The 22,648-nt window shown below is 66.6% G+C and carries 22 protein-coding genes; 17 read left to right on the top strand and 5 right to left on the bottom strand.

The features are described from left to right. Window position 1 precedes the first annotated feature (1 nt). Window positions 2-1,141, bottom strand: a complete 1,140-nt coding sequence (coxB, locus tag C8J45_RS17740) for a cytochrome c oxidase subunit II (RefSeq protein WP_258191519.1) — start codon at window positions 1,139-1,141, stop codon at window positions 2-4. 371 nt (window positions 1,142-1,512) lie between these two features. On the opposite strand from coxB, the gene pyrE reads away from it, so the two are divergent. The 5 genes from pyrE to C8J45_RS17765 all read left to right on the top strand — a co-directional run bounded on the left by pyrE (window position 1,513) and on the right by C8J45_RS17765 (window position 5,417). Next, a complete protein-coding gene (gene pyrE / locus C8J45_RS17745; RefSeq protein WP_056066243.1) occupies window positions 1,513-2,097 on the top strand; it encodes an orotate phosphoribosyltransferase in 585 nt (194 codons plus the stop codon). After that, window positions 2,094-2,822 carry a pyridoxine 5'-phosphate synthase gene (locus C8J45_RS17750; RefSeq protein WP_107964474.1) on the top strand — a complete coding sequence of 243 codons (729 nt, stop codon included), beginning with the start codon at window positions 2,094-2,096 and terminating at the stop codon, window positions 2,820-2,822. Before pyrE ends, C8J45_RS17750 begins: the two co-directional genes overlap by 4 nt. A 108-nt stretch (window positions 2,823-2,930) precedes the next feature. After that, window positions 2,931-3,365: a holo-ACP synthase gene (acpS, locus tag C8J45_RS17755; protein ID WP_056066237.1), complete on the top strand. Its 435-nt coding sequence runs from the start codon at window positions 2,931-2,933 to the stop codon at window positions 3,363-3,365. After that, window positions 3,362-4,342 (top strand): signal peptidase I, encoded by a 981-nt coding sequence (gene lepB, locus C8J45_RS17760; protein ID WP_107964475.1) that lies wholly within the window; start codon window positions 3,362-3,364, stop codon window positions 4,340-4,342. The genes acpS and lepB overlap by 4 nt, the downstream gene beginning before the upstream one ends. A gap of 1 nt (window position 4,343) precedes the next feature. Continuing rightward, window positions 4,344-5,417 carry an AI-2E family transporter gene (locus C8J45_RS17765; RefSeq protein WP_107964476.1) on the top strand — a complete coding sequence of 358 codons (1,074 nt, stop codon included), beginning with the start codon at window positions 4,344-4,346 and terminating at the stop codon, window positions 5,415-5,417. A gap of 172 nt (window positions 5,418-5,589) precedes the next feature. Here C8J45_RS17765 and C8J45_RS17770 read toward each other — a convergent pair whose 3' ends face one another. Beyond that, window positions 5,590-6,654 carry a glycosyltransferase gene (locus tag C8J45_RS17770; protein WP_107964477.1) on the bottom strand — a complete coding sequence of 355 codons (1,065 nt, stop codon included), beginning with the start codon at window positions 6,652-6,654 and terminating at the stop codon, window positions 5,590-5,592. Between the two features lie 146 nt (window positions 6,655-6,800). Between C8J45_RS17770 and C8J45_RS17775 the strand changes: the two genes are divergently transcribed. From C8J45_RS17775 to C8J45_RS17785, 3 genes are read left to right on the top strand one after another with little or no spacing between them, the layout of a single operon-like run. Continuing rightward, a complete protein-coding gene (locus C8J45_RS17775) occupies window positions 6,801-7,733 on the top strand; it encodes a hypothetical protein (protein ID WP_181321277.1) in 933 nt (310 codons plus the stop codon). After that, on the top strand, window positions 7,730-8,245 hold the full coding sequence (locus tag C8J45_RS17780; protein ID WP_107964479.1) for a DUF2141 domain-containing protein: 516 nt from the start codon (window positions 7,730-7,732) through the stop codon (window positions 8,243-8,245). Before C8J45_RS17775 ends, C8J45_RS17780 begins: the two co-directional genes overlap by 4 nt. Then, the gene (locus C8J45_RS17785) at window positions 8,242-9,426 is read left to right on the top strand and encodes a glycosyltransferase (protein ID WP_107964480.1); all 1,185 of its coding nucleotides are present in this window, start codon (window positions 8,242-8,244) and stop codon (window positions 9,424-9,426) included. The genes C8J45_RS17780 and C8J45_RS17785 overlap by 4 nt, the downstream gene beginning before the upstream one ends. On the opposite strand, the gene C8J45_RS17790 is transcribed toward C8J45_RS17785, so the two are convergent. Both C8J45_RS17790 and ubiG read right to left on the bottom strand, forming a co-directional pair. Continuing rightward, window positions 9,368-10,807: a DUF2029 domain-containing protein gene (locus C8J45_RS17790; protein ID WP_258191521.1), complete on the bottom strand. Its 1,440-nt coding sequence runs from the start codon at window positions 10,805-10,807 to the stop codon at window positions 9,368-9,370. The genes C8J45_RS17785 and C8J45_RS17790 overlap by 59 nt on opposite strands. A gap of 219 nt (window positions 10,808-11,026) precedes the next feature. Continuing rightward, window positions 11,027-11,767: a bifunctional 2-polyprenyl-6-hydroxyphenol methylase/3-demethylubiquinol 3-O-methyltransferase UbiG gene (gene ubiG / locus C8J45_RS17795; protein WP_107964481.1), complete on the bottom strand. Its 741-nt coding sequence runs from the start codon at window positions 11,765-11,767 to the stop codon at window positions 11,027-11,029. Window positions 11,768-11,818: 51 nt separating this feature from the next. Here ubiG and C8J45_RS17800 point away from each other — a divergent pair, with 51 nt between their 5' ends. The 9 genes from C8J45_RS17800 (at window position 11,819) to pal (ending at window position 20,319) form a co-directional block, all read left to right on the top strand. Then, complete coding sequence (locus C8J45_RS17800) at window positions 11,819-13,072, top strand: aspartate kinase (RefSeq protein ID WP_056054666.1); 1,254 nt, start codon at window positions 11,819-11,821, stop codon at window positions 13,070-13,072. A gap of 55 nt (window positions 13,073-13,127) precedes the next feature. Beyond that, window positions 13,128-14,147: a nitronate monooxygenase family protein gene (locus tag C8J45_RS17805; protein WP_107964482.1), complete on the top strand. Its 1,020-nt coding sequence runs from the start codon at window positions 13,128-13,130 to the stop codon at window positions 14,145-14,147. Window positions 14,148-14,494: 347 nt separating this feature from the next. After that, the gene (locus C8J45_RS17810) at window positions 14,495-15,253 is read left to right on the top strand and encodes a hypothetical protein (RefSeq protein WP_107964483.1); all 759 of its coding nucleotides are present in this window, start codon (window positions 14,495-14,497) and stop codon (window positions 15,251-15,253) included. Between the two features lie 116 nt (window positions 15,254-15,369). Further along, window positions 15,370-15,828, top strand: a complete 459-nt coding sequence (locus C8J45_RS17815; protein ID WP_107964484.1) for a YbgC/FadM family acyl-CoA thioesterase — start codon at window positions 15,370-15,372, stop codon at window positions 15,826-15,828. Next, on the top strand, window positions 15,825-16,517 hold the full coding sequence (gene tolQ, locus C8J45_RS17820; protein WP_056053223.1) for a protein TolQ: 693 nt from the start codon (window positions 15,825-15,827) through the stop codon (window positions 16,515-16,517). Before C8J45_RS17815 ends, tolQ begins: the two co-directional genes overlap by 4 nt. 126 nt (window positions 16,518-16,643) lie before the next feature. Next, a complete protein-coding gene (gene tolR / locus C8J45_RS17825) occupies window positions 16,644-17,081 on the top strand; it encodes a protein TolR (RefSeq protein ID WP_056053220.1) in 438 nt (145 codons plus the stop codon). 10 nt (window positions 17,082-17,091) lie between these two features. Continuing rightward, complete coding sequence (locus C8J45_RS17830; protein ID WP_107964485.1) at window positions 17,092-18,129, top strand: cell envelope biogenesis protein TolA; 1,038 nt, start codon at window positions 17,092-17,094, stop codon at window positions 18,127-18,129. 206 nt (window positions 18,130-18,335) lie between these two features. Next, window positions 18,336-19,739 carry a Tol-Pal system beta propeller repeat protein TolB gene (tolB, locus tag C8J45_RS17835; RefSeq protein ID WP_107964486.1) on the top strand — a complete coding sequence of 468 codons (1,404 nt, stop codon included), beginning with the start codon at window positions 18,336-18,338 and terminating at the stop codon, window positions 19,737-19,739. Window positions 19,740-19,791: 52 nt separating this feature from the next. After that, window positions 19,792-20,319: a peptidoglycan-associated lipoprotein Pal gene (pal, locus tag C8J45_RS17840; protein ID WP_107964487.1), complete on the top strand. Its 528-nt coding sequence runs from the start codon at window positions 19,792-19,794 to the stop codon at window positions 20,317-20,319. 400 nt (window positions 20,320-20,719) lie between these two features. On the opposite strand, the gene C8J45_RS17845 is transcribed toward pal, so the two are convergent. Next, a complete protein-coding gene (locus C8J45_RS17845) occupies window positions 20,720-22,231 on the bottom strand; it encodes a lipopolysaccharide biosynthesis protein (protein WP_107964488.1) in 1,512 nt (503 codons plus the stop codon). Between the last annotated feature and the right edge of the window lie 417 nt (window positions 22,232-22,648).

A 22,648-nucleotide genomic window follows, 5' to 3' on the forward strand; every position in this document is an offset into this window, starting at 1 on the left:
CTTACTGTCCCGCGTTGCCGGCGCCGGCCGGGTTTGAGGTGGCGCCCTGCGTCGTTGCGGGGGCTGCGGTTGTCACGTTTTCCACGGGGCCGGTGGCGTTCGCCGTCTCTGCGGCCTCCTCGACCTTCGCCGCAGAGCCATCGGCGCCGGGCTGCGGGATGACCTTGTCGGACGCCTTGCCAGGGGTCGGCATCGTGCCGCCCTTGGCCTTGACCCACGCCGCGTATTCGGCGGGCGGAACGGCCTCGACCGCGATCGGCATATAGCCGTGGCGCGCGCCGCAGAGTTCCGAGCACTGGCCGAAATACAGGCCGGGCTTGTCGATCGTGAAGCTGGTCTCGTTCAGGCGACCGGGGATCGCGTCGAGCTTGATCCAGAACGCCGGCACGGCCCAGCTGTGGATCACGTCGTTCGAGGTCGTGATCAGACGGATCGGCACGCCGACCGGGAGGACGATGCGGTTGTCGGTGGCGAGGAGCTTGGGGCCGTCGGCATCGGTGCGGCCACGCTCGCCTGCGGCGACATCAGCCTTTTCCTTCAGCATGTTGGCGGTGATCTCGAAGCCGCCATTGTCCGGATATTGGTAGGTCCAATACCATTGGTTGCCGATCGCCTTCAGTGTCACGGCACCCGAGGGGGCCGGCTTGAACTGCGCCTGGAGCAGGCCGATCGACGGGACCGCGATCAGCACTAGGATCACGACCGGGGCGAGCGTCCAGAGGATCTCGATCGCGGTGTTGTGGCTGGTCTTCGACGCGACCGGATTGCGTGCCTTGCGGTAGCGGAACGAGACCCAGAACAGCAGCGCGAGGACGAACAGCGAGATGATCGTGATCGTCGGCACCAGGATCGAATTGTGCATCCAGTGCGCGAACTGGCCGTTCTTGGTCACCTGGGGCTGGAGGCCGAACAGGCCGTCGGTCGGCTGGCCGATCATCGCCTTGACCGTCATCGCGGGGGCGCCGTCCATCGCCAGCTCGGGGCTGTTCGGGTTGGCGGTGGGTTTCGCAGCGGCCGTGGTTGGCGCGGTGTTCGAGACACCGGCTGGCGCCGCGGCGGCCTGCGGTGTTGGCGTGGCAGCCGGCTGGGCCGCATGCCCGGCGACACCACCGAGACTCGCCAGTGCGAGCCCCGCTGCCATCGCAAATCCTCTCATCCCCATCTTGCGCATCGTTTTTCTTGACCCCGGTTTATAGCGAACCCGATTCCGGACGCGCGGATGTCTGCTTATGATTTGGGTAGAGCTATACCCAGCGGGGGGGCTCGCCTCAAGCATTGTCTGGTATGGGCCCTTCAGGCGGCCGTACTAACCGCCCGTCATCCTGACGAAAGTCAGGACCCAGAGCCACAGGGGACGGCGTTCGTGATCCTGGGTCCTGACTTTCGTCAGGATGACGGAGGAGAGGCGGGGTGCAATGAAACGTGGGATAACGGTGAGCCGCCGGTTCTCGTTGCACGCAGTTTCGCGCGCTCGTATCAGCGCGGGCAGACCATTTGGAGCGATGACCCGCGATGACCGAAGACGACGTGCTCGCCGAATTCCGCGCTGCCGAAGCGTTGCTCGAAGGGCATTTCATCCTGTCCTCCGGCCTGCGCAGTTCGCGCTACCTGCAATGCGCGCGGGTGTTGATGGACCCCGCACGTGGCGCTCGGTTGTCGGAGGCGCTGGTGGCGTCGATCCCGGCGGAGTTGCGCGCGCAGATCGATATCGTGGTGTCGCCGGCGATGGGCGGCGTCATCGCCGGCCACGAGATGGGCCGCGCGCTGGGTGTCGAGGCGGTATTCCTCGAACGCCCCGACGGCGTGTTCGAACTGCGCCGCGGGTTCCGCCTCGCGCCCGGCCAGCGCGTGCTGATGATGGAGGACGTCGTCACCACCGGGCTGTCGTCGCGCGAGGCGATTGCGGCGATCGGGCGGGCTGGCGGCGTGACGGTCGCGGCGGCGGCCTTGGTCGATCGCTCGAACGGGACGGCGGATCTTGGCGTGCCGTTCTTCCCGCTGATCCGGCTCGACGTGCCGACCTATCCGGCGGACGCCTTGCCGCGCGAACTGGCGGCGATCCCCGCGATCAAGCCAGGCAGCAGGGCTGCGGCATGAGCCGGGACCTGCGCCTCGGGGTGAACATCGATCACGTCGCAACGGTGCGGAATGCGCGGGGGGCGGGGTATCCTGACCCAGTGCGCGCGGCGCTGGTCGCGGCGGCGGCGGGGGGGGACGGGATCACGGCGCATCTGCGCGAGGATCGGCGGCACATCACCGACGACGACATCGCGCGGTTGTCGGCCGAACTGACAATCCCGCTCAACCTCGAGATGGCGGCGACCGACGAGATGCTCGGCATCGCGCTGCGCCACAAGCCGCATGCCGCGTGCATCGTGCCAGAGAAGCGCGAGGAACTGACGACCGAGGGCGGGCTCGACGTCGCCGGGCATTACGACCGGATGGCGCGGCTGGTCGACGCGCTCGCGGGAGCGGGGATCCGCGTGTCGCTGTTCATCGAACCGGCTGCGCGCCAGATCGAAGCGGCGGTGCGGCTCAAGGTGCCGGTGATCGAACTTCACACCGGGCTGTACGCGGAACTGTCGGGCGAGGCGCGGACGGCGGAGCTGCGCCGGCTGACCGATGCAGCGGCGCTGGCGGCGAAGAACGGCATCGAGGTGCATGCCGGGCACGGCCTCACCTACGACAACGTCGCGCCGATCGCGGCTATCCGCCAGGTGCGTGAGCTGAACATCGGGCATTTCCTGGTGGGCGAGGCGCTGTTCGTTGGGCTTGGCGAGGCGGTTCGGCTGATGCGCGAGGCTATGGATGCGGCGCGATAGAAGCCGCAGCCGTCATCCCAGCGAAAGCTGGGATATCATGGTGACGAAGCGTCCGCTTGCGGCACGAGATCCCAGCTTTCGCTGGGATGACGGGGTTGGGGTGCGGCCGTGATCATCGGGCTCGGGTCCGACCTGTGTAACATCGAGCGGATCGCGGCGTCGGTCGAGCGGTTCGGGGAGCGGTTCGAGCAGCGGGTGTTTACCGATGTCGAGCGGGCTAAGGCGGCGCGGCGGCCTTTTACCAAGGCGGGGACGCTGGCGAAGCGGTTTGCCGCCAAGGAGGCGTTTTCCAAGGCGGTGGGGACCGGGTTTCGCGCGGGCGTGTTCATGCGCGACATCGGCGTGGTCAACGCCCCGAGCGGCGCGCCGACATTGGCGCTGACCGGAGGCGCCAAAGCTAGGCTTGACGCGTTGACCCCCGAAGGCCACGCCGCACGCGTGCATTTGACGATGACCGATGATCATCCGTGGGCGCAGGCCTTTGTGATCATCGAAGCTATACCTCTGATATCCCCGGACATGCGCCAGGATACGAATCGATGAAGGACGCGGCGTTGGACGGCAACGAGTTCCCCGAAAAGCCCCTCGCGCAGACGACTGCGGCCGATACCGCGCCACCGCCCGGCACCACACCGGAAACGACCCGCCGCCGCGGCACCGACTGGTGGGGCGAGGTGAAGGGTATATTCTGGCTGATCCTGGTCGTGCTCGGCTTCCACAGCTTCATCGCCAAGCCCTTCTATATCCCAAGCGAATCGATGCTGCCGGGCCTTCGCATCGGCGACCGGCTGGTGGTGACCAAGTTCGCGTATGGCTGGTCGTTCGTGTCGCCGACGATCCCCAACCCGGTCGCGATCTTCAAGGGCGTGGTGCTGCGCCAGCAAGAAGACAGTTGGAGCGTGTCGCTGCCGTTCATGCACGGCCGCCTGTTCGGCTCGCTGCCGACGCGCGGCGACGTGGTGATCGTGACGCCGCCGGGGACGCATAACGACTATATCAAGCGCGTCATCGGCCTGCCTGGCGACAAGCTGGCCGTGCGCGGCGGGATCGTGTTCCTCAACGGCGTCGCGGTGAAGCGGGGCCCCTTGCACGACACGCTGATCCCGGTCGATACCAACAGTCCGTGCAGCGAGATCGACTATCCCGGCGCGCGAGAGACGCTGCCCGACGGCCGCGAGATGTGCCGCCTGCCGACCTATACCGAGACGCTCCCCAACGGCCGCCGCTATGAGACGATCGATCTCGAATCGGACAGCCAAGGCGACAATTTCGCGGAGATCACGATCCCCGCGAACCACGTCTTCCTGATGGGCGACAACCGCGATCGCTCGGCCGACAGCCGGTTCGCGCTGAGCCAGCTCGGGCTCGGCGGCCCGGTGCCGTACGAGAATCTTGGCGGCCGTGCGGAGTTCATTACCTTCAGCCTTGATGGCGATGCGACGTTCAATCCGCTGAGTTGGTGGAGCTCGCTGCGCTCGGATCGCGCGGGCACCTCGCTGCACCCCGCCAAGGCGAACTGAGATGGCCGAGACGAAGACCGTCGACGAACTGAGCCCGGTCGAGATGCGCGATCCGTTCCTGCGCAAGGAACTGAAGCGCGCGGCGATCTGGCTCGGGCTCGCCTGCGTGATCGCGCTGCTGATCGTGCTGGTGCAGCCGTTGCTGATCATCTTTGCCGGCGTCGTGTTCGCAGCCTTGCTCGATGGCGGCGTGCGGCTGCTCGGGCGGGTGCTGCCGATCGGGCGTGGCTGGCGGTTGCTGATCGTCGTGCTGCTGACGTTCGCGTTCCTGGTGGGCACGTTCGTGCTGACCGGCGTGCAGGTCACCGAACAGGTGACGCAGCTGCGCTCGACTCTGGAATCGCAGGCCAATCGCTTCACCGGCTATCTGACGTCGCAGGGGCTGATGCCGGGCGCGTCGGACGTCAACGGGATCGTCAAGCAGGCGCTCGGCTCGGTCGGGCGGGTGACGTCGTGGGTGGGCAGCGCGATCGGCGCGATCACCAGCATGTTCATGATCCTGATCCTCGGGCTTTTCATCGCGATGGACCCAGGCACGTACTCGCGCGGGCTCCAGTGGATGGTGCCACTCGACCTGCGCCCCGAGTTCGCCAAGACGCTGGTCAAGATGGGCGCGACGTTGCGGCGGTTGCTCGCCGGGCGGTTGCTCGGGATGGCGGTCGAGGGTGTCGCGAGCGGCATCGCCTTGGCGGTCGGCGGCGTGCCGATGGCGATGCTGCTCGGCATCATCGCGGGGATTCTCGCGTTCATCCCGAACGTCGGCGCGATCGTGACCGGCGTGCTGATGGTCGCGGTCGGGTTCAGCGCGGGTGTCGATACGGGGTATTGGGCGATCGGCACGTACCTCGTGGTGCAGACGATCGACGGGTATGTGATCGTGCCGATGGTCGCCAAACGCACGGTGGATCTGCCGCCGGCGTTGACGCTGGGTGCGCAGATCCTGGCGAGCGCGCTGTTCGGGATCCTGGGGCTGGCGCTGGCCGATCCGATGACCGCGATGTTGAAGACCGCGCTCGAGCGACGGTCGGAGCGGGAAGAGGAGAAGGCCGAGGCTGAGGTTGAGGCTACGGCCTGATCGAGTTTAGTGCCCCCTCTTAATCCGGGTTCATCGCCCACCCCCGTCATCCCCGCGGACGCGGGGACCCATATCTTCCGAGGTTTGCCAGTATGGATCCCCGCGTCCACGGGGATGACAGAAGGTGGGGGCGGAGACCGACAATGGGGCGGGGGCGAGAAAGGCTAGGGCGCTAGCGCCTGACCAATTGGTCGAAGAGCGCGAGATAGCGGTCCGCCGAGTCCGCACCGGGCTGCGGGACCGGCTCCGGGCGTTGCGCAGTTGGCGCTAGCCATGCATCCAACGCTGAGATCAGTGCCGCCGCATCGTCCCTCGCGACGATCGTACCGCGATCCGGGCGGTCGATGATCTCCGCCACCGCCGCGCTCGAATCGGTGGAGATCACCAGCGTCCCAACCGACAGCGCCTCGCGCAACACACCGGGCACACCTTCATAGTCCGAGGTCAGCACGACCACCGCCGCGCGGGCCATGACCGGCAGCGGATCGCTGCTGTGGCCGAACAGGAGAACGCGCTCCCTTAAGCCGAGCGCGTGGATTTGCGCTTCGATCGCCCCCCGCTCGCTACCTTCGCCGAGGATGACGAGCGGTATCGTCTGGTCCGCCAGCAGCGGGAGTGCAGCGATCAGGCGGTCCCAGCGCTTCTGCGGTTCGAGCCGACCGACGCCGAGAATGTAGCGCGCCGGCAGGTCGGGCAGCGCACCGGGGATCGGCACCGCTGGCGGGTTCGGGATCACGCTCATCCGCCCGATCATCCGGGTCGCCAACGCCGCCTCGTCCGCGGTCGCCGGGGTCATCGCGACGAGGTGATCGAGGAAGCTCCCATGGCGTGCCAGCCAGACCTGGTGCGCGGCGTGCATCAGGCGGCCGTGATCGGCGCGCGCGGGGGCGTTGGACATCTTCGCGACGATCGGCGGGCACGTCTTGCCGAGTCGCAACCGGGTCCATGCCGCGATGCCGGTATAGAAATTACCGGGGCAAAAGATCACGTCCGGCGCCAAGCGACGCACGACCCCCGGCAACCCCAGCAACCGCGAGGGCGTGACGATCTCCAGACCTTCCGGGAGTTCTGCCGCCAACGGCCCGGCAATATCCTCGATCGCCAGCGTCACGCGCCGCCCCGCCGCGAGCCAGCCGCATGCGAGGCGCAGTTGCGCGCGCTCGACCCCGCCGCCGCGCAGATCCTCGGCATAGGTCAGGATGTGCCGGGCGGTCGGCGGCTCGCTCACGGGTGACATATGGGGGTCATCATAGTGCGCGATGGATAAAGCGGAGATCGCGACCGAATGAAACCGACTTTGCGTGCACGCGCATCGACGGGCGGCTATTGGGCCGACCGACAGACGGTGGAGCGGCTTGAGAGCGATTGGTTGAGGACAGGCAATTGAACACGCGTGCGAAGTCGACCGAATCCGAAGGCTATGCGGATATCGCGCGCGCCGGGCTCGAGCCGCTGAAGGCGCTCGGCAGCCGCTGGCCCGCGATCATCGGCGCGGTGCTGACGCTGGCGATGATCGTCGGGCTGGGGCGCGAACTGCTTGGGCATGGCCTTGCCGGGCTGTCGCGCTCGGTGCCGCAGGACCCGCGTTTCTATCTGTGCTTCGGCCTGCTCTATATGTCGCCGCCGACCGGGGATTACGTCATCTTCCGGCGGCTCTGGGGTATTCCGCTCGGCGGCCTCGTCGCGCTGATCAAGAAGCGGATCGCGAACGAAGTCGTGTTCGGATACTCCGGCGATGCGTATTTCTACGCCTGGGCGCGGGCGAAGGCGCGGATGGTGGCGTCGCCGTTCGGCGCGGTGAAGGACGTGTCGATCCTGTCGGCGATCGCGGGCAATGCGGTCACGTTGCTGCTGGTGGCGATCGCGTTGCCGCTCGGCCGGCATCTGCTGACGCACGACCAGTTCCGCACCGTGCTGGCGTCGGCCGGCGTCACGCTGGCGATCTCGCTGCCGTTCCTGATCTTCTCGCGCCGCGTGTTCTCGCTGCCTCGCGCGAAACTGTGGTGGGTGTTCGGGATCCACTGCATCCGGTTGCTGTGCGGATCGGTGTTGATCGCGTTCGCCTGGCATTATGCGTTGCCCGGGGTTCCGGTCGGGATGTGGCTGTTCCTGGCCGCCGGGCGCCTGCTGGTGTCGCGCCTGCCACTGGTGCCGAACAAGGATCTTCTGTTCGCCAACGCCGCGATCCTGTTGATCGGGCAGGACCAGGCGCTGTCCGAGTTGATCGCGTTTACCGCCGCGCTGACGTTGCTGGTGCATGTCGCGCTGGTCATCCTGTTCGGCATCCACGCCGGACTCACCCGGTTGCGCGCATGATACGCGCCTGTATCGCGCTGGCCGCGATCGCTGCGCTTGCGGGACCGGCCGGGGCACAGGTGCTCGGTAGCGATGCGGCGGCGTGTCGACCGGGCGAGGGGCCGGCGATCGCGGTCGAGGTCAGCGGGCTGAAGGATCGTACGGGCGAGTTGAAGCTCGAACTTTATCCTGATGATGAAGCGGGCTTTCTCAAGGACGACCACGTGCTGATCGCGGCGGGAAAGACGTTTCGGCGCGTGGTGGTGCCGACGCCGCCGAGCGGGGCGCCGATGCTGTGCATCCGAGTGCCGCGGCCGGGCCGCTATGCGCTGTTGTTGACGCATAATCGCGACGGGAAGAACAAGTTCAGTTTCTGGACCGATGGTGCCGGGTTCGCGAGCAACGTGAAGCTCGGGCGGTCGCGGCCGAAGGTCGAGCAGGCGCTGGTCGAGGTCGGCGCGGGCGTGACGACGGTGCGGATCACCGTGCAGTATCTGCGCGGGCTCGGTGGCTTTGGGCCCGTCACGTCGTGAGAGTGGTGGACGTCAACGAGTTCTACTCGCCGACCGGCGGCGGCGTGCGGACCTATGTCGACCGGAAGATGGGGATCATGGCGGACATGGGCCATGAACTCATCGTCGTTGCGCCGGGCAAGGAAGACCGCGTCGAGGAGCGGCCGGGCGGCGGGCGGATCATCTACCTCAAGTCGCCGGGGATGCCGTTCGATCGCAACTACGGGTTGTTCTGGGACGAGGGCGCGATCCACCGCGTGCTCGACGATCTCGATCCGGACGTGGTCGAATGCTGTTCGCCGTGGCGGCCGGCATGGTTCGTCGGCGACTGGCAGGGGCGCGCCGTGAAGGCGTTCTTCATGCACAACGACAATATCGCCGCCTATGCACAGCGCTGGTTCGCCGGCGTCGCGAGCCACGACCAGATCGAGCGCGGGTTCGCCTGGTACAGCCGGTACATGCGACGCTTCCTCGAGAAATACGATGTCGTCGTCACCAACGGCCCGGCGCTGGAGAAGCGGTTGCGCGCGCGCGGGCTGCGGATCGACGCGGCGATGCCGCTGGGGATCGAGCGCGGGCATTTCTCGCCGGATCTGCGCGATACCCGGCTGCGCGCGGCGTTGCTGCGGCAGTGCGGCTTGCTCGAGGACGGCATGTTGTTGCTCGGGCTCGGGCGGCATCACGGCGAGAAGCGCTGGCCGCTGGTGGTCGATGCGGTGGCGCGGGCGGGGGCGACCCTGCCTGTCGGGCTTGTCCTGATCGGTGCGGGCGCGCAGACCACGGCGATCCAGCGGCGGATCGGGGGCTCGCCGCATATCCGGATGTTCGCGCCGGTGTATGATCGCGAGCGGTTGGCGCGGATCATGGCGAGTTGCGACGCGCTGATCCACGGGTCGGAGGCGGAGCCGTTCGGGCTGGTCGCGTCGGAAGCGATGGCGTCGGGCCTGCCGCTGATCGTGCCGGATACGGGCGGGTGCGCGGAGGTCGCCGACCGCCACGCGAGCGAGCTCTACGCGGCGCGCGATGCCGAGAGTGCGGCGGCGGCGATCGGCCGGTTGTTCTCGCGCGATCCGGCGATGTTGCGCCGCGCGGCCGCGGTGGCGGCTCGACATGTGCGCAGCGACCGTGAGCATGCGGTGGAGCTTATGGATTATTATGCGAGGCTGGTCGCGGCGAAGCACGGCGTGCGACGTACAGGTTGAAGCGGGTGTCGGGGACGGGGACCGCGCGATAGCCTTCGCGAATCGCGTAGGTGGCGAGCGCTGCGTCGATCCGTTCGTCGCCACTGCTCCACGCGCCTTCGCCGCCGGTCATGATCGCGGGCGGTTGGCCGAGTAGGCGCATCCGTGCGTGCGAGACCAGGCGGAGTTGGTATTCCTGATCCGCGTTCAGGAGCGCGGTGCTGCGGAAATAGAACGGGCCTGTGGCGAAGCGTGGATCGATCGCGCTGTCGGGGAGGAATTGTGGGGAGAGCGTCGCGACCGGGCCCGTTACGTGTTCGCGGTCCAGCGTCTGGCGAACGGCTGAGGCGTCGCGCATCGCGTCGCGCATTGGGATGCGCCCGCTCGCGACGGCTTCGATCGTGGGGGCGAGTCCGGCGCAGGCGAAGGCGACTGCCGCGATCCGCATCGCCTTGCCAGGCGGGTGCGCGTGCCAGACCAGCGCGAGCCGCACGAACAGTGCAGGGAGCATGGGCAGCAGATATTGCCGCCATGTCGGCACCGGCGCGAGCGCGGCGATCAAACCGGCGAGGATCAGGAGGTCGAGGATCAGGTGCCAGCGATGGCGCCTGCCGGTGGTAGCGACGATCGCGAGCAGGGCAGGGCCGAGCGCGAGGAACTTGAGGGTGTCGATAATCTTGACGGTGTTCGACAGCTTCCAGGGGCGGGACTGGTACCATTCGGTGGGTGCTTGGCCCGGGAAGCTGATGACGCCGAACAGGAAGCCTTCGGGTGCCGGGAGGAATAGGGCTGTGGTCAGAGCGACGAACGGGAGCGTGCCCAGCAGGGTCCACCACGGGCGGCGGTCGGCGCGGAACAGCGTCCAGATACCGTAGGTCAGCGCGGGGAGCGCGTAGGAGATTTTCGCGGTCGCGGCGGCGGCGAGCAGCGCGCCGATCAGGATCGCGTCGCGGCGACTTGCCTGGTCGCGGGCGGTGCGGACGATCGCGGGGAGGGCCAGCGCGAGGCAGGCTGCGGGGAGCGCGTCGTTGCGGGCTGTGCCGATGCTGAAAAGGAGGATGTCGCAGGTGGCGAACAGGGCGGTTGCGATGGTGGCGGCGCGGGTGCTGGCGCCGCCAATGCGCGCGGCACGGTGGACGACGGCGATGGCGGCTGCGCCGAGGAGGGCGTTAGTTATGCGGAGGGCTGGCCAAGTCCAGGTGCCCGCAATCAGAGCGATCGGGGCGAAGAGATAGGGTTGGAGCGGGGTCTGGAGGTAGGCGAAATCCCGGTAGGGGAGCAGGCCGTGCGCGGTGAGGAGGGCGGCGGCTACGTACTGGCTCTCGTCGTGATCGACCGGGCGAAGGATTGCGAGGGCGATGAGGAACATCGCCAGCGCTGCGAGCATCAGAAGATTGTTCACCCGCGAAGGCGGGTGTCCAGACTGGGCACCCGCCTTCGCGGGTGAACATTGTTGGGGAGCGGTGTGCTCAGCCACGAATGCCACCATACCCACCGCTTCCACCCCGGCGGAGGCCGGGGCCCAGTTGGGGGACGGTAATGGCTAAGGACTGCGCTTCGTTACCACGGCTTTCCCAATTGGGCCCCGGCCTCCGCCGGGGTGGTGTGAGAGGGGGCACGCTCAGGCTTTTACCGCAGTCAGGAAGTAATCGAGGCTCGTCGAGTCGCTCAGAGTGAAACCAGTGGCCGGCGAGAAGCTCAGCCCCCGCGTATCCGTCACGCGAAGCCCCGCATCCTTCAGCAACGCGGTCAGTTCCTCGGGCGTCAGGAACTTGTTCCAGTCGTGCGTGCCCTTGGGAATGACCCCAGTACCCTCTGCAACGGTGATCATCGCCAGCCGCGACAACGGCGTCCGGTTGGGCGTCGAGAAAATCAGCAACCCACCCTCCGCCAGTGTCCGCGCGAGACCGCGCACGAAGCCGGCAGGGTCGCTGACGTGCTCGATCACCTCGAGGCTGGTGACGAGGTCGAACTGTCCAACCAGCCCCTCGACTCCCCCCGCACGGTAGTCGATCGCCAGCCCACTCTGCGCTGCATGGATCTCCGCCACCGCGATATTCTCGGGTGCCGCATCGATCCCCGTCACCTCTGCACCGAGACGGGCGAGCGGTTCGCACAGCAACCCCGCACCACACCCCACGTCGAGCGCGGTCTTCCCCGCCAGCGGGGTGAAGGTCGCACCATCGCCACCCCAATGCGCGTCCACCTGCTCGCGGATGTAGCGCAACCGCGGCGGGTTCAGCTTGTGGAGCGGGGCCGACGAGCCCTTCGGATCCCACCAGTCCTTTGCCATGGTGCCGAAATGCGCGGCCTCGCGCGGATCGATTGTTGCGCCGTTTACGGTGTCACTTGCCAGTATCATGCGCGCTACCTATCAGGGCGCCGCTTCGACCCAAAGGGATTTGCGCTGCCAATGGCCCGTATCGTGATGAAATTCGGCGGGACGTCGATGGCTGGGATCGAGCGGATCCGCAACGTCGCCGCGCGCGTAAAGCGCGAAGTCGACGCCGGCAACCAGGTCGCCGTCGTCGTCTCCGCGATGGCGGGCGAGACCGACCGGCTTGTCGGCTTCTGCCGCGAGGCGTCGTCGTTGTACGATGCCAAGGAATACGACGTCGTAGTCTCGGCCGGCGAGCAGATCACGAGTGGCCTGCTCGCGATCGCTCTGCAGGCGGCGGGCTGCAAGGCACGCAGCTGGCTTGGTTGGCAGTTGCCGATCAACACGTCGGACGCGCACGGATCGGCGCGCATCGGCGAGATCGACACGGCCGCGCTCGACGCCAGCCTCGCGGACGGCGTCGTCGCCGTGATCCCCGGTTTCCAAGGCGTCGCGGACGGCCAGCGCGTCACGACGTTAGGCCGCGGCGGCTCGGATACGTCGGCGGTAGCGATGGCGGCGGCGATGAAGGCCGATCGCTGCGATATCTATACCGACGTCGACGGCGTCTACACGACCGACCCCAGGATCGTGCCCCGCGCGCGGAAGCTGAGCAAGGTCACGTACGAAGAGATGCTGGAACTCGCCAGCGTCGGTGCCAAGGTGTTGCAGACGCGGTCTGTCGGCCTGGCGATGAAAGAGAATGTGCGTGTGCGCGTATTGTCCTCGTTCGAGGATGGCGACACCAATGATGGTCACCGCGGCACGTTGATCGTGGGCGAAGAGGAAATCGACGATATGGAACGCCAGCTCATCACCGGCATCGCGCACGACAAGAACGAGGCGAAAATCACCCTGACGCAGGTCAGCGATCGGCCGGGCTCGGTCGCCGCGATCTTCGCGCCGCTCGCGGATGCGGGGATCAACGTCGACATGATCGTGCAGAACGTCGCGCATTCGACCGGTTCTACGGACGTGACGTTCACGGTACCGGCGGCCGATCTCGCGCGCTCGCTCGACGTGCTCGACAAGGCGAAGGATGCGATCGGCTATGCGACGATTGTCCACGACACGCGCGTCGCCAAGGTGTCCGTCGTTGGCGTCGGGATGCGCAGCCATGCGGGCGTCGCCTCGACGATGTTCACGACGCTCGGCGAACGCGGCATCAACATCCAGGCGATCGCGACGTCGGAGATCAAGGTCAGCGTGCTGATCGAAGAGGATTATACCGAGCTGGCGGTGCGTGTTCTGCACACGGCGTACGGGCTCGACGCCGAGGATGCGGCTTGAGCTTGATAGATAACGACATGATCCCGGCAGGCGCCGGGACGACGGGGATGGATGCATGACGATCGGTACTGAGCGGCTGCAACGCCGGATGGCGCGTGGCGCCGCGTTCCTCGGGTCGGAGGTCGCGATTCTCGGCGGCGCGATGTCCTGGGTGAGCGAGCGTCACCTCGTCTCGGCGATCTCCAACGCGGGCGGGTTCGGCGTGATCGCGTGCGGCGCGATGACGCCCGCGCTGCTCGATACCGAGATCGCCGCGACCAAGGCGATGACCGACAAGCCGTTTGGCGTGAACTTGATCACGATGCACCCCGATCTGTTCGAGTTGATCGCGGTCTGCGCCAAGCACAAGGTCGGCCACGTCGTGCTCGCCGGTGGCCTGCCGCCCAAGGGCAGCATCGAGGCGATCAAGGAAACGGGCGCAAAGCTGATCGCGTTCTCGCCGGCGCTGGCGCTCGCGAAGAAACTGATCCGCTCGGGCGTCGACGCGCTGGTGATCGAGGGGATGGAGGCTGGCGGCCATATCGGTCCGGTCTCGACCAGCGTGCTGGCGCAGGAGATGCTGCCCGAGATCGCGGAACAAGTGCCGGTGTTCGTCGCTGGCGGGATCGGTCGCGGCGAAGCGATCGCGGGGTATCTCGACATGGGCGCGGCGGGCGTCCAGCTCGGCACGCTGTTCGTGTGCGCGACCGAGTCGATCGCGCATGCCAATTTCAAGAAGGCGTTCATCCGTGCCTCGGCGCGTGATGCGATCGCCAGCGTGCAGATCGATGCGCGGCTTCCGGTGATCCCGGTCCGCGCGCTAAAGAACGCGTCGAGCGAGTTGTTCACGGCGAAGCAGCGTGAGGTTGCCGGGCATCTCGATGGCGGTGTCGTCGAGATGGCCGAGGCGCAGTTGCAGATCGAGCATTACTGGGCGGGTGCGCTGCGCCGCGCGGTGATCGACGGCGATGTCGAGCATGGCTCGGTGATGGCGGGCCAGTCGGTCGGCATGGTCAAGCGCGAGGAGCCGGTCGCGGACATCATCGGCGGACTGATGGCGCAGGCGGCCGCGGCGCTGGAAGCGCGCGCGGTTTGAAGTAGCTTTGATCCTCCCCGCAAGGCGGAGGATCGATAGGGCAGCGCCTCTTCAGGCTGAATCCCTCGGCTTCACCAAGCACCACCCCGGCGGAGGCCGGGGCCCAATTGGGGGACGTCGCTGACTGAGGTTGCGCTCCGTTACTGCAACCTTTCCAACTGGGCCCCGGCCTTCGCCGGGGTGGTGGAGTGGGGGGTGAGGTTCACGCGGCATCACATCCCTCGCGCCAGCGCTAACCCCCAACCCCTTCCCCTCTCCACTCGCCGCAAACCTCGTACGGCTTACGTCTCGTTAACCTAATCCCCGCCATAGAGTGTCCCGTCGGGGGACGTCATGAGGTGGTTGCGATGAGTCGTCGGTTTGCTTTGCTGTCCGTTACCGCGCTGGGCCTGCTGGCCGGTTGCGCACAGAAACCACGGACCGTCGCGCAGGTCGCGCCGCCCGTGATCATGGTGCCGGTGCCCGCGCCGACGATGCCGAAGGGCGCGTCGCCGACCATCGTCATCCCGGTCGCGCTCGCCGATGGTACCTATCCGACACCGAATCGCAACCTGACGACGTCCGCCAAGGTCTGGCATCTCCGCGCCGCGCTTAACGTCGCCGCGCTGGCGTGTCGCGGGCCGCAGGAAGTGGTGATCGTCGCGGGCTACAACGCGTTGCTGTCGGCGCAGAAGCCGGTGCTCGCCAAGGCCGAGGCCACCTATGCCAGCGAATACAAGTCGGGCGGCGGCGACTGGCAGGATCGCTACGACGATTCGATGACTCGGCTCTACAACTTCTTCTCGCAGTCGCCCGCGCGCGACGACTTCTGCGCCGCGGCAGGCACGGTGCTCGCCCAGAGCGCCGGTCTGACCGCCGAGGCCTTGCCCGCGTTCGCCGCACAGAACCTGCCGGTGCTCGAGCGGCCGTTCACCGATTTCTACCGCGCGGTCGATGCATGGCGCGGTCGCACGGTGCGTCCGGTCCAGCCGCAGCTCGCCGTCTCGCGCCAATATGCGTCGAACATGCCGGTGCAGACGATCACGCAGGCGCGTCTCCAGCCGATCTCGCAGCCGGTACCGCCCGCGCAGCCTCGCCTGAAACTCGACGCCAGCGTCTTCCAGTAAACGAACTGTAATCCTCCCCTTGGCGGGCGAGGATCGGTAGGTCCGTCACGTCCGCCCAACGCGTTCTCACAGCAAAGCTTGGCTTCCCTGCAAAGACTGGGTTAACAGCCGCGGGAATGGCTGAGGTTTCAGATCGTCCGGCGGAAGGCCGCTTCGACGGGCGCGAGCACCGGTTTCCGGTGCGCGTCTATTTCGAGGACACCGATCTGTCGGGCGCGGTCTATCACGCCAATTACCTGCGCTACATGGAACGCGCGCGGTCCGACATGCTGCGGGTCGGCGGGATCGACCAGCGCGCGACGTTCGAGGCGGGCGAGGGCTCCTACGCGATCGCCAGCGTCGCTATCCGCTATGCCGCACCGGCGAAGCTCGACGACGCCTTGCTGGTCGTCTCGCGGATACGCCGTGTCCGCTCGGCCGGGGTCACCATTCATCAAAGGGTCATGCGCGACGGGCTTGTCTTGGCCGAGGCGGACGTGGTGGCGGCATTGGTCGCTCCCAATGGCCGCCCACGCCGCCAGCCGCGCGCCTGGATCGATATCTACGAACGCCTTGTCTGGCAGGGGGAAGCATGAATCCGGTGTTGACTATGGATAGCGCGACGCTGTCGCCGATCCACTTGTTCCTCCAGGCCGACTGGGTGGTGAAGGGCGTGATGATCGGGCTGTTGCTCGCCAGCATCTGGACCTGGGCGCTGATCGTCGCGTTTTGGCGGCGGATCGGCAAGACGCGCAAGGGCATGACCCGGTTCGAGCGCGATTTCTGGAAGGCCGAAGATATCGACGTCTTCTACAAGGCGGAGGGCGAGAACGACCTGCCGTCGGCGCGTGTGTTCGCGGCCGGCGTGACCGAGTGGCGGCGCTCGACCGCGGGCGGCACGATCGACAAGAGCGGTACGCGCGAGCGGCTGGCGACGACGATGGGTGCTGCGGTCGCGGGCGAGATCGACAAGCTGTCGGATCGGCTCAACGTGCTGGCGACGGTCGGCTCGGTCGCGCCGTTCGTCGGGCTGTTCGGTACGGTCTGGGGCATCATGCGAAGCTTCACCAGCATCGCGGCGGCGCAGAACACGTCGCTCGCGGTGGTCGCGCCGGGGATCGCGGAGGCGTTGTTCGCCACCGCGATCGGGCTGTTCGCGGCTATTCCTGCGGTGATCGCGTACAACCGCTTCTCGCACGGCATCAACCGGATCGAAGCGAGCCTCAACCGCTTCGCCGACGGTTTCCACACGACCCTGTCGCGCCAACTGGACGGCTCGCGATGATGGTCCTTCTTATTCCCCTTCCGCTTGCGGGAGGGGTCAGGGGAGGGGCTTCTACCTTCTCCTCCGACAGCAGCATTCGCGGCACTGCCCTCCCCCGACCCCTCCCGCGAGCGGGAGGGGAGTAGAGTGGCGATGAACCTTCCCTCCAGCCGCGGTCGCGGCCGTCGCGCGCCGATGGCGGATATCAATGTTACGCCGCTGGTCGACGTGATGCTCGTGCTGCTGATCATCTTCATGGTGACCGCGCCGTTGATGACCGCGGGCGTGCCGGTGAACCTCCCCGACGCGCGTGCGAAGGCGCTCGACCAGGAGCAGAAGCCGGTCGAGATCTCGATGGACGGCACCGGCGCGCTGTTCATCGACAAGGATCAGGTGACCGACGACGCGTTGCCGGTCCGGTTGGCCGCGATCGCCGCCAGCCGAGCGGTCGGCGACGAACCGCAGGTGTTGCTGCGCGCGGACCGGAAGCTCGATTACGGCCGCGTGATGCGCGTGATGGGCGAACTCAACCGCGCTGGGCTGAACCGCGTCGCGCTGGTGACCGTCGAGGGTAACCAGAACTGATGGCTGGCTGATGGACCGTTCGGAGAAGATCGGCCTTGGCGTCGCGGTCGTCGGGCACGTCCTGCTGTTCGGCGCGCTGTCGCTCGGCTTTCTCGGTGCGCCCGAACTGCCGAAGAAGATCGAGCAGCAGCCGATCGACGTGAGCCTCGTGCCCGATGTCGCGCTCGAGGCGACCGCGCCGCAGTCGGTGGAGACGCCGGCCGAATCGGTCGCGCCGGACGAGGGTGCGCCCGAGGATGCCGCGCCGCCTGCTCCGGAAGAAGCCGAGCTCGAGCCGAAGCCCGATCCCGTGCCGCCTGCGCCGCAGCCCAAGCCCGCCCCATCGAAACCTGCGCCCAAACCGCAACCGGCACCCGAGCCGAAGCCTCAACCCAAACCCAGGCCCGCGCCGCCGAAACCTGTCGCAAACCCCGCGCCGGTCCCTAAGCCCGTCGTGAAGCCACAGCCCAAGGCCGAGAAGGCGCCACCCGCCAAGGCCGCGCCCGCGAAGTCCGCGCCGACCAAGGCTGCGGCGAAACCGAGCGCCGCGCCCGCGAAGACGTCCTCGTCCGCGTCGTCGGCCAAGCCCGCGAAACCGTCCTCGACCAAGGGCAGCGGCTCGACCGCCGAGGCGAAGACCTCACGGCCACGCGGGTCGCGGCTCGGCGACAATTTCCTGAAGGGGCTGTCGGCCGATCCGTCGCCGAGCAAGTCGGAAGCGCCCAAGGCGGCCAAGCTCGGCGCGCAGGCGGCGGCGAACATCGGCTCGGCAATCCTGCGCCAGGTGCAGCCCTGCGCCAACCGCCAGGTCACGCCGGGGCCGGGCGCCGAGCGGATCCGCGTGACGATCAACCTGAAGCTCAACCGCGACGGCACGCTGAAGTCGCGGCCGACGATCAGCGGTCATGCCGGCGTCGACGACGACAACCGGCGCTATGTCGACCGCGTTGACGATTTGGCGATCGCGACCTTCGTCGGATGTTCGCCGCTACGCGGTTTGCCCGACGACCTGTATGACGTGCAGAACGGCTGGAGCAATTTCAGCCTGCGCTACAAACTTCCCGGCTGAGGATGTCCGTTATGACTCGATCGATCCTGGGGTTCTTCCCTTCGCGCCAGACCCTTCCGGTTACAGCTGACCGATCAACGCAAGGTAACCACCCCGGCGCAGGCCGGGGCCCAATTGCGAAGGTCGATGTAATGATGCGCAACGCTCCCTCAGCGGCGTCCCCCAATTGGGCCCCGGCCTTCGCCGGGGTGGAGTTGGGTGGGCGTATGACTCGATCGGTTCTTGCTTCGGTTGGGCTGCTCGCGTTCGTCTCCGGCAGTGCAGCGTATGCGCAAGACGCACCAGCGCCGGCACCCCAGCAAGCCCCCGCCGATACTGCAGCGCAGGCAGCGGCAGGCGATCAGTCCGGCGGACTCGTGGTCGACGTCACCGGCGGCATTTCCGCACCGATGCCGATCGCGATTCCCGTGATGCCGACCGCTGCGGTGGTGTCGACGCCCGCAGGATCGACCGACGTGCTCGGTCGCCAGCTCGCCGACATCGTTACCAACGATCTGCGTAATTCCGGCCTGTTTACGCCGCTATCCCCAGGCCAGCTCCGCCCAATTACCTTCCCCGAAGTCACCGCCCCCGGGTTCGATTACTGGGGCAGCACCGGCGCGCAGGCGCTGGTTCAGGGCTTCATACGAGCGAACGGCGACGGCAACCTGACCGTCGGCTGCTACCTCTACGACGTATCGTCGAAGGCCGAACTGACCCGCACCGGGTTCGTCGTGCCGCCGTCGGACTGGCGTCGCGCAGGGCATAAATGCGCCGACATGGTCTACACCCGCCTCACCGGCGAAGGCGCGTATTTCGACAGCCGCGTCGTGTACGTGTCCGAGACCGGACCCAAGGGCCACCGCATCAAGCGGCTCGCGATCATGGATCAGGACGGCGCCAATCACCGCTTCCTGACCAACGGCCAGTCGATCGTCCTGACCCCGCGGTTCGCGCCGAACCAGCAGTCGATCGTCTATATGAGCTATCTCAACAATCGCCCGGCGATCTATGTCTACGACATCGGCTCGGGCAAGCAGCGGCTCGTCGTGGCGAACGCGAACCTGACGTTTGCGCCGCGCTTCTCGCCGGACGGTCGCAACATCCTGTTCTCGATGGCGCAGGGCGGCAACACCGACGTCTACCGCGTGTCGTCGCAGGGTGGCACGCCGCAGCGGTTGACCAATTCGCCGGGGATCGACACCGGCGGCAGCTATTCGCCGGACGGCTCGAAGATCGTGTTCGAGAGCGATCGCTCGGGCGGGCAGCAGATCTACGTGATGAACGCCGATGGCTCGAACCAGCAGCGGATCAGCTTCGGCGGTGGGCGCTATGCGACGCCGGTGTGGAGCCCGCGCGGCGACCTGATCGCGTTCACCAAGCTCGGCGGCGGCTTCCGCATCGGTATCATGAGCCCGAGCGGCGGCGGCGAGAAATTGCTGACCAACGACTGGCAGGACGAGGGTCCGAGCTGGTCGCCGAACGGTCGCGTGATCAACTTCTATCGTTCGGGACGCGGTAGCGGCGGCAAGGCGGACCTCTGGTCGGTCGACCTTACCGGCGTCAACGAGCGGAAAATCCCGACGCCGCTCGACGGCTCGGATCCGGCATGGGGCCCCCTGCGGCCCTGAACCTGCTATGGGGGCATAACGGGGAAACGTGATTTTCTACGGGAGACTATCTATGTCGAAGCTTTCCAACATCTTGCTTGCGTGCACCGCGCTGATCGCCGTCGCCGGCTGTGCCAAGAAGCGTCCCGAAGTGTTGCCGCCCGCACCGGTCGACAACAACGCGCCGGTCGATCCGAATGCGGGCCAGAACGGCGGCAATGTCGGCGGGGCGATCGTGCCGGGGTCGGATGCCGACTTCCAGCGCTCGGTCAGCTCGAACACGGTGAATTTCGGGCTCGACATGTACGACATCGATCCGACCGCCCGCGCGATCCTCGACAGCCAGGCGCAGTGGCTGGCGAAGTTCCCGAACCAGCGCATCACGATCGAAGGCCATGCCGACGAGCGTGGCACGCGCGAGTACAACCTCGCGCTCGGCGATCGTCGGGCGAACGCGACCAAGAACTATCTGGCAGCGAAGGGCGTGTCGTCGTCGCGGATGACGACGATCAGCTACGGCAAGGAGCGCCCGGTCGCGATGGGCTCGGACGACCAGAGCTGGGCGGCGAACCGTCGTGCTGTGACCGTGGTCCTGAACTAGGGCGTTTCCCCGCAAAGCGCGATAATATTGGAATCGAGGTGATGCTGGGTGCGTAAGACATCGCCCACATCACCTCGGCCGGTTTGCAGGGGTTTCGGGGCTGAGGGTGCGTTCGTTATGAGGACGCGATGCCTCGGCGTACCCGGTCAGCCGTACGAGCAGGGACATGGAATGGACCGCTCGGATATCCTCGACGCCAAGGAAATCGTCCGAAGGACGGGGCGATCTCGATCATCGACGATCGAAGCTCGCCGTAGCCAGCGCAATGCGCACAACCCTCGATAGGCTTTGGGCAGCCGTGGCTTGGCAGTTGCGGGAGGGGCCGGTGACCTCGCCCGGCAGGTGATCTCGCCCAGTCAGCAATGCTCGCCAAACCACGCTACTGAATAACCATGGCGCTCTAGTCGCTCGTGGTTTCCTGGTCTCTCACCGATTGTCTGCGCACCACCGCCATCAGGTCGTGTATCGCCGGCCGTGAGAACACATACAGCCAGGCGGCATAAATCGATGCACCTGCCATGACGAGTATCGTCAGTCGCAACGGAACACCCAATGGTCGTATGCCGCGGTCGATCAGTCCGATGATCAGTGCCATCGCGATCGCTGCCAGCGCAGGGGGGGCCACGGCGCGCGCAAAGTCGCGCAGGGACACGCCGATGACGGGTAAAGTCCGCCACGCGCTGATGCCAAGATAAACGGGATACGCCGCGATCCACGCGGCGCCCAGGCCGATCGGTCCCCACTGCGCGCCGGCCAGGAACGCGATCGTCAGAATCAACGCCCCGACCGCGCCGTTCTGTACACCGATCCCCGGTCGTCCGCACGTATCGGACGCTGGCACCAGCAATATCTGCAGCGTCATGAACGGCATCGCGAGTGCCAGCAGTCGAACCACGGGCGCCATCTCGTGCCATTTTTCACCGAGGATGGTCAGCACGAGCGGTTCGGCGGTCGCGGCCAACCCCATATAGCACGGCATCGCGACGATCATCACCATCCGCAGGCCTTTCACGAACGCGCGGCCGATCGCACCCGGCTCATGATGCATCCGTGCATAGGCGGAGAACGCGACTTCGTTCAGCGGCGGCACGAACTTCGCGACGAAGATCTGCGCCAGGAACAGACTGGTCGTATAGATGCCGAGCATGTGGGCGGAGAAACTACGCCCGGCGATGGCCACGTCGGCTTGGCTCTGGAGAAACAGGCATAGCTGCCCCGCCGCCATCATGCCGCCGTACTGCGCGATCGGTCCCGCACCCCGAAAGTCGAAACTCGGCCATACGAGCGACCGTGCGCCCCACGTCATCATCGCCCCGCGGATTCCGAACAGGACGATTGGCGCCAGCACCAGCGTCCATATCCCGAGCCCATAGAGCGCGCCGCCCAGTGCGGTGATCGCAGACGCGACCGACGCAACGACGTTCGCCTTGGCCTGATGGCGGAAATCCATCGTCCGTGCGAGCAACGCATAGGGCAGCACGATGAACGGCGTCGTCAGATGCAGCACGGCCTGAACGCGCAGCATGTCGCCGACGATCGGCTGCCGGTAATATGCGGCAGCCCAGGGAGCGAGCGCCAATTGACCGATGGCCAGGGCAAGGTTGAGCACGATCAGCATGCCGAACAGCTGGCGCACGTCGCGGTGTTCGACGGTCTTCTGTCGGATCAGCCCATTGGCGAGCCCATAGCCGTCGAGCATTGCCAGCAACGCGATCACCACCTGACCCATCGCGAACAGCCCGTAATCGGCGGGTACGAGAATGCGGATTACCGCAAAGGTGGCGGCCCACTGGATGAGTTGCGCGACGATCTGGCTACCCGAGCGCCACAGGAGCGCCGTCCGAATTTGTCCGGGCAGCAGGCTTTCCGCGGATCCGGCGCCGCGAACTGGGGGGAGGTCGACGGTGTCCATCGTATCGTCGGTATAGGGCGTCGGTCTTCACAAGCGCTTAAGCGCTACGCGTATGCTCCATATCTCCGGCTTACGAGGTCGGCCTTGAGCGATAGGGCAACCAGCGTTCCCGTATCCGTTGGCAGCGGATTGCCATCGGCACCGATTCCAAGGGCATGGGCGTCACAAACGCGTCAGCCGGCAAAAATTGCCACAAATGTGAAAGATTGTGTTTGACGCGAATCGGAAGCGCCCCTAGAGGGGTGTCACCGCAGCGAACGGCCACACGGTCTGGTTGCTACGGTCGCAAAAAACCAGATGCTCCAAACCTTCCGCAAGGAGGGGTTATGCGAGTGTCGGTATTTTTGTCGGCTCTTTGACATTGTAGGTTAAGATGAAGGGACATGTGGGCGGCGGCTTGCGGTTCTCGGGCTCCTC

Source organism: Sphingomonas sp. PP-CE-3G-477 (genome assembly GCF_003050745.1).
Taxonomy (GTDB): domain Bacteria; phylum Pseudomonadota; class Alphaproteobacteria; order Sphingomonadales; family Sphingomonadaceae; genus Sphingomonas.